This is a genomic window from Amaricoccus sp. W119 (genome assembly GCF_047275745.1).
Taxonomy (GTDB): Bacteria; Pseudomonadota; Alphaproteobacteria; order Rhodobacterales; family Rhodobacteraceae; genus Amaricoccus.
In genome coordinates, this window is the sequence record NZ_JBKQWU010000114.1 from 1 (window position 1) to 6,015 (window position 6,015).

Annotated in this window: 3 protein-coding genes and 4 pseudogenes; 3 read left to right on the forward strand and 4 right to left on the reverse strand. The window is 66.6% G+C overall.

The genetic code is table 11. The annotated features are described in order from the left end of the window. Positions 1-102: 102 nt before the first annotated feature. Complete coding sequence (locus ACLJK8_RS21725) at positions 103-246, reverse strand: hypothetical protein (protein ID WP_413152522.1); 144 nt, start codon at positions 244-246, stop codon at positions 103-105. Between the two features lie 58 nt (positions 247-304). Beyond that, positions 305-502: pseudogene (locus ACLJK8_RS21730) on the reverse strand (transposase); the annotation flags it as partial. A 431-nt stretch (positions 503-933) separates the two neighbouring features. On the opposite strand from ACLJK8_RS21730, the pseudogene ACLJK8_RS21735 reads away from it, so the two are divergent. After that, positions 934-1,137, forward strand: a pseudogene (locus tag ACLJK8_RS21735) (IS110 family transposase); the annotation flags it as partial. 300 nt (positions 1,138-1,437) lie between these two features. After that, positions 1,438-1,812, forward strand: a pseudogene (locus ACLJK8_RS21740) (transposase); the annotation flags it as partial. Positions 1,813-2,108: 296 nt separating this feature from the next. Here the strand turns inward: ACLJK8_RS21740 and ACLJK8_RS21745 are convergent. Together ACLJK8_RS21745 and pstS are read right to left on the reverse strand one after the other, a co-directional pair. Continuing rightward, positions 2,109-3,833: a Na/Pi cotransporter family protein gene (locus tag ACLJK8_RS21745; RefSeq protein WP_413152524.1), complete on the reverse strand. Its 1,725-nt coding sequence runs from the start codon at positions 3,831-3,833 to the stop codon at positions 2,109-2,111. Positions 3,834-3,869: 36 nt separating this feature from the next. Next, on the reverse strand, positions 3,870-4,988 hold the full coding sequence (gene pstS, locus ACLJK8_RS21750; protein WP_413152526.1) for a phosphate ABC transporter substrate-binding protein PstS: 1,119 nt from the start codon (positions 4,986-4,988) through the stop codon (positions 3,870-3,872). Between the two features lie 273 nt (positions 4,989-5,261). Between pstS and ACLJK8_RS21755 the strand changes: the two are divergent. Then, positions 5,262-5,908: pseudogene (locus ACLJK8_RS21755) on the forward strand (IS3 family transposase); the annotation flags it as partial. Positions 5,909-6,015: the final 107 nt, after the last annotated feature.

Here is a 6,015-nt window from a genome sequence, read left to right on the forward strand (position 1 = left end):
GTGTCTTGGCTATCGAACCCCGGCCGAGGTCTTCAAAGCCAACGTCATCGGCCACGGCTACAGGACGGAGAACCTGTCGCTTCGTCCGAAGTCGCATCTCGGCTAGCGCGTCCAGCCGATCTGCCTGATCAGTTTTCCGCTCCTGTCGAATTCCCAGACCTCTGCCCGCGCCTCCGCCACCAGCCACAACGTGCTGGCCACGAGCGCGACGGCCGTTCCGATCCCCGAAAGCCCCTCGAGTGTCATGACGAATACCACCTGGCGAGGCCGAGCCCCGCGCAGAATATCGCCGGTGCGACGAGCCATCCGACATCGCCGCGAAGATCCGCGTCCAGACACCTTTGCGGCTCCATCGGCTGAAACGCCGAAAGACGCTGTTCCAGGGGCCGAATGCATCGGGGAGATCGCGCCACGGCACACCAGTGCGCACCAGCCACAGGACGGCTTCAACGAAAAGGCGGTTGTCGCGACCGCTGCTTCCTCGCGTCCGTTCGTCGCCGATGAGGGATCGCGCGGCTACCGGACACCAAGGTCTCGCGCGTGCCCGAGCTGCTTCCGTGGAACTGGAAGCCCATCACGGCCGCTCCGCGCAAGGCAGCGTGACCGTGGTCCAGGCCGGATGCTTATGATCAGATTGAAGGCGAACGACTTCCAGCGTTCCATCGGGGCCTGATCAGCCTCGGCGGATCCGGGCGGACGGACCGGTGTAGGGTATGGCCCAATCAGCCGTAGTGAAGAATGGTCCCGTCTTCCCGAGCCCCGACCGCAGGATGCGGGATGATGGTGCAGCCGATCACCGGCGACCGTATGTGAGCTTGAGCGCGTAGGTCCTCTACACGCGCTTTACGAGGGGCGGGACCCGAGATCTGAAAACGTCAGGAAGGAGAAACCGATGACCTGACGAATCCTTGCTTAATGCGATCCTCCTCATGTGAGCCGTATGTGAAGCGGCAGAAAAATGATGCCGCCGACGCGGAAACGATCGCCGAGGCCGCCTCGCGGCCGACCATGCGCTTCGTCGCGCTGAAAACCTCCGATCAGCAGGCAGCCGGCATGACCTTCCGGGTGCGTGACACGCTGGTGCGCCAGCGTACCCAGCTCGTGAACGCCCTGCGCGGCCATCTCGCCGAGTTCGGTGAGAGCGGCGGTGCAAAAACCGGCCACGGTAGCGGCGGGATAGTCCGGCCGCGGGCGGAGTAAAATCCGGCCACCTATTTCCCTTCTGCATTGAACGCAGGAGGGACAGGGGATCTACACCGTGGAACTTTATCTGAAGGTTCGCCTGGCCGTCTCGGAAGGGATGAGCCGGCGTCAGGCAGCGAAGCATTTCAACATATCGCGCGACAGCGTTGCCAAGATGCTGTCGTATTCGACTCCTCCCGGCTATCAGCGCCGGTCACCGATCCGACGTCCGAAGCTGGATGCATTTGTTTNGTGCCCGACATCGGCGCGGTCGGAGCCGCGGCGATCGCCGCCTTCGCGCCGTCGATGGAGAGTTTCCGCGCCGGGCGCGACTTCGCCGCCTGGGTCGGGCTGACGCCGAAGCAGCACTCGACCGGAGGCAAGACCCGGCTCGGTCGGACGTCGAAGATGGGCCAGCGCGACATCCGGCACCTGCTCATCATCGGCGCCTCGGCGGTGATCCGATGGGCTTCACGCCGGGGCGCACCGGCCGGCTCCTGGCTCGAGCGCATGTTGACGCGCAAGCCGCGCATGCTCGTCATGGTTGCGCTGGCGAACAAGATGGCGCGCATCGTCTGGGCGAGGACAGTGCGCGGTGAGAACTATCGAGATCCCGTCGCGGCCACCTGAGCGCGGTCGCGGCGGGTACGCCGGGGGATGTGAGCTGGTCCAGGAAAGGTAAGGGACGACGGTCATCGAGACAGGATCGCGGGAACCTGGAGAATCCCCAGCGCCCCAGAGCACGCCTTAACGTTAGGGCCGCGATCCGCGCATCACCATACGGGCCCGCAGCGTGTATGACAGCCGCGTAACGAGGCCGAACGCACGACCGCGCCAGATCATCGTCCATTGCTGCTCCAAAAAGCGGCTTGCATCCAAGGGGACATCCACGCACGGGAATTTTGGAACTCAGCGACCAAGTCACCCTACTCGGCCGGGACCGGGTCGAACCCGGTCGAACCGGACGGGGACGGCGTCTCCGACGTCGGGCGCTGCGTCTGGACGACGATGGCGCTGCGGTCGACGGAAGCGCGCTCGGCCCTGATGCGCTCGATCAGCCCCTCGGCACGCTCGATTGAGCCGAGCAGGGCGACGAGCGCGCCCTTCTCGCCGGCGGCGACGTCGCGGCTCTGAAGTGCCTTCCAGCGCAGTTCCTCGACGCCCGGTACCACGCTGTGGCCCGCGGGCATGCGCGGCTGCACCGCCGGATGGAACAGGACGGTGTTCATCGCCTGGTCCAGCCGCTCGAGGCCGAGGTTCAGCACCTCGCGCGCGGCGTCCGAGAACGGCTCGCGCTTCACCCGGCGCGCGATCTGGTAGAGCGACTCCGACAGCGCCGAGGTGAAGTCGACCTCCTCGATCAGGGAGGCAACGAGGTCGAGCTGGTCGCGCGACAGGCCTTCCTGGAACAGCTGGGCCGAGTAGGAGCGGATTTCGCGCCCGAGCACGTCGGTGGCGGCGTGGTGCTCGACCGGATCCTTGGGCGCGTTCTTCTTGTCGCGGGCGATGTCGAGGAACACCGCGCCGGCCTGGAGCTGGCGGTTCGCTTCCTGGCTCACCGCAGGCAGCGCGGTGTTGAAGTCGGCGATCAGCTTGCGGTCGAGGAAGCGCGGAACCGAGTAGTCCTCGACGTCCTCGTCGCTGGTGTGGCCGACGCGCGCCAGCACGCGCTCGAACACGTTCACGAAGGGAAACAGGATGATGACGTTGAAGATGTTGAAGAAGATCGAGAAGAAGCCGATCGCGATCGGAACGCCGGGGAAGGTTTCCTGCCCGGCGACGATCACCGGGGCGCCCGGATCGATGCCCCACAGGGCCAGGAGCCACTTCATCAGGCTGAGCGCCGGGAAGAACAGGATCAGGACGACCGCCACGCCGATGAAGTTGAAGGCGATGTGGGCGTAGGCCGCCCGCTTGGCGTTCTTCGAGAGATTGAGCGAGGCGATCCACGACGTGACGGTGGTGCCGAGGTCGGCGCCGACGGCGAAGGCGACCGCGGTTTCCCACGACAGGATGCCGCTCGCGCCGAGGCCCATCACGATGCCGATCGTCGCCGACGAGGAATGGATCAGCGCGGTGACGCTGGCCGCGACCAGCACGCAGACGACGACGCCACCGAAGGTGCCCGCGTCGAGCGACTGAATGATCTCGAGGACCTCGGGCATCTTGCGCAGCGGCTTCAGGCCGCCGGTCATCAGGTTCAGGCCGTAGAAGATGAGCGAGAAGCCCATCGTCGCCAGCGAGATGTTGCGCACCCGGTCGGACTTCGCGAAGCAGTAGACCGTCGCGAAGATGCCGCCGAAGAGCAGGCCGAGCGGTCCGAGCGGCAGGGCGATGAGCCCGTTGCCGAGCGTGGTGCCGATGTTCGCGCCCATGATGACCGAAATCGCCGACCGCAGGCCGAGAACGCCTGCATTGACGAGACCGACGGTCATCACCGTCATCGCTGTCGAGGACTGGATGATGCCGGTGATGAGGGTGCCCGCCATCACGCCCTTGGCGGGCGTGCCGGCCATCCTGGCCAGCCATTCGCGCATCTTGTTGACCGAGAGCGCCTGGATCCCGCTCGCCATGAACTCGAGGCCGAGCAGGAATATGCCCAGCCCCCCGATCACGGGAACTATGATTTCCTTGAACAGATCGACTTCCACGTATCCACCTCTGAGTTCGGACGCGAAAAGCGCCGTTCAGGATTGCTTGTCGTTGTAAACGGAGGTCCAATAGGCCTCGATTTTCGTCACCACTTCGGGCGGCAGCGGCACATAGCCAAGCGCCTCGGCCTGGCGCGCGGCCTCTGCGTAGAAATAGCGGAAGAAGGCCAGCGTCCGCTCGGCCTCGGGGGCGTCGGCGCGCATGGCCACATAGACCAGCGCGGTCATGGGCCAGCCCTGGTCGAGCGACGCCGGCGCGGTCTCCCGACCCGGCTCCCAGCCGGTGACTATGCTGGCCGCGCGCACCGTCTCGGGACTGGCCTCCAGCGTTTCGCCCGCGCCGTTCACCAGCCGCGCCACGGTCAGCCCGGCCGCGCGCGCCTGCCCGGCCTCGGAATAGCCGATGGCGCCCGGCGTGGCCTTGACCGCCTCGATGATCCCGCGGCTGCCCTTCGCGCCCTCGCCCACCGGCCAGGCGACCTGGGCGCTCCGGCCCGCAGTCCAGCCGGGGGCCTGGGCCAGATAGCCGGTGAAGGTCCAGGTGGTGCCCGAACCGTCGCTGCGGTGCCGCACGGCGATGGGGCTGTCCGGCAAAGCGAGGCCGGGATTGAGCGCGGCGATCGCCGGATCCGACCAGTTGGTCACGGTTCCGCCGTAGATCGCCGCCAGGACCTCCGCGTCCAGCGTCAGCTCCCGGCCGCCCAGATCGAGATTCGCCACCGGCGCCGCCGCGCCGAGGATCAGCGGGAATTGGATCAGCCCCTTGGCCTCCATCTCCGCCGGGGTGAGGGGAACCTCGGTGGCGGCGAAGCCCACCGCCGGATCGCTCAGCCGCGTCAGCCCGCCCACCGAGCCGACCGGGTCGTAGTCGAGCGCCGTCGCGCCCGCGGTCCAGTCGCCGCTCGCGCCCTCCTGGCGGGTCGGATCGACCCGGTCCGCGGCCAGATAGCCCTGATAGGCGGTCGAGACGCGCTGCAGGATCGGGTTGACGAAGGTCGAGCCCGCCCCCGACAGGCGTCCTTCGGTGTTGACGCCGGCTACGAGGAAGATGAGCGCGCCGATTCCGAGGAAGGCGACCGCGGAGGCCGCGAACCGCCGGCCCAGACCCCATGGTTTTCCGACCACATGGGCCCCGTCTGACGACGACGTCAGCATGCCGCGATCTCCGCTTTGAGAAGTTACGTTCGGACCTCGCGTAGCCGGAGGGCGCGAACAATTTGTGACTGAAATGCGACGTTGCGGCGACGAAGCCCAGCGCAGGAACGGCGACCGCGCCGTCAGGCCGCCGCCCCGGGGGCAGTGACGTGATGGCGTGGACGGCCCCTGCACGAGCGTAGCTGTGCGATGATGCGGCCGTTGTAGAGAGGTGGTCCCCGAGATCCGGACACCGCGCTAAGCTTGCCAGCAACGAGCACGAGGACGGACAGCGTGGCTGGCAAACGGAAGAAGTACAGCGCCGAGTTCAAGGCGAAGGTGGCCCTGGAGGCCATTCGTGGGGAAGCGACGATCGCCGAGCTGGTGATCAAGCACGGCGTGCACCAGACGGTGATCAACACGTGGAAGCGACAGGCCATTGACGGGATGGCCGGGGTGTTCTCCGGGAAGGTCGAAGCACAGGCGGCCGAGAAGGAGGGCGAGATCGAGAAGCTGCACGCCAAGATCGGCCAGCTGCTGGTGGAGCGAGATTTTTTAGCGCGAGCCTCCAGCCGATGAGCGTGGCGCGGAGGCGGGAGATGATCGAGCCGGGGCATCCGTCGCTGCCAGTGGCGCGGCGATGCGCGCTGGTCGGGATCAGCCGGTCGGCATGGTACAGCCCGAGGCGGGGCGAAAGCGCGCTGAACCTGACACTGATGAAGCTGATCGACGCGCGGTTCCTGGAGACGCCGTTTTACGGCAGCCGCCAGATGGCGCGGCACCTTTGCAACCAGGGGTACTGCGTCGGGCGCAAGCGGGTGCGCCGGCTGATGGCGAAGATGGGGCTCCGGGCCGTTTATCAGCGGCCGCGAACCTCGGTGCCTCACCCGGAGCATAAGGTCTGGCCCTACCTGCTCCGAGGCATGACGATCGACAGTCCTCCGCCCCAGGGTTTCTTGAGACATCCCAGACGGCTTAATTTGGGCCGACGGAGGTGTTGAGATGGGTGAGAATGAGCACGGAGGAGCTTCGAGCGCGGAGACCTCGG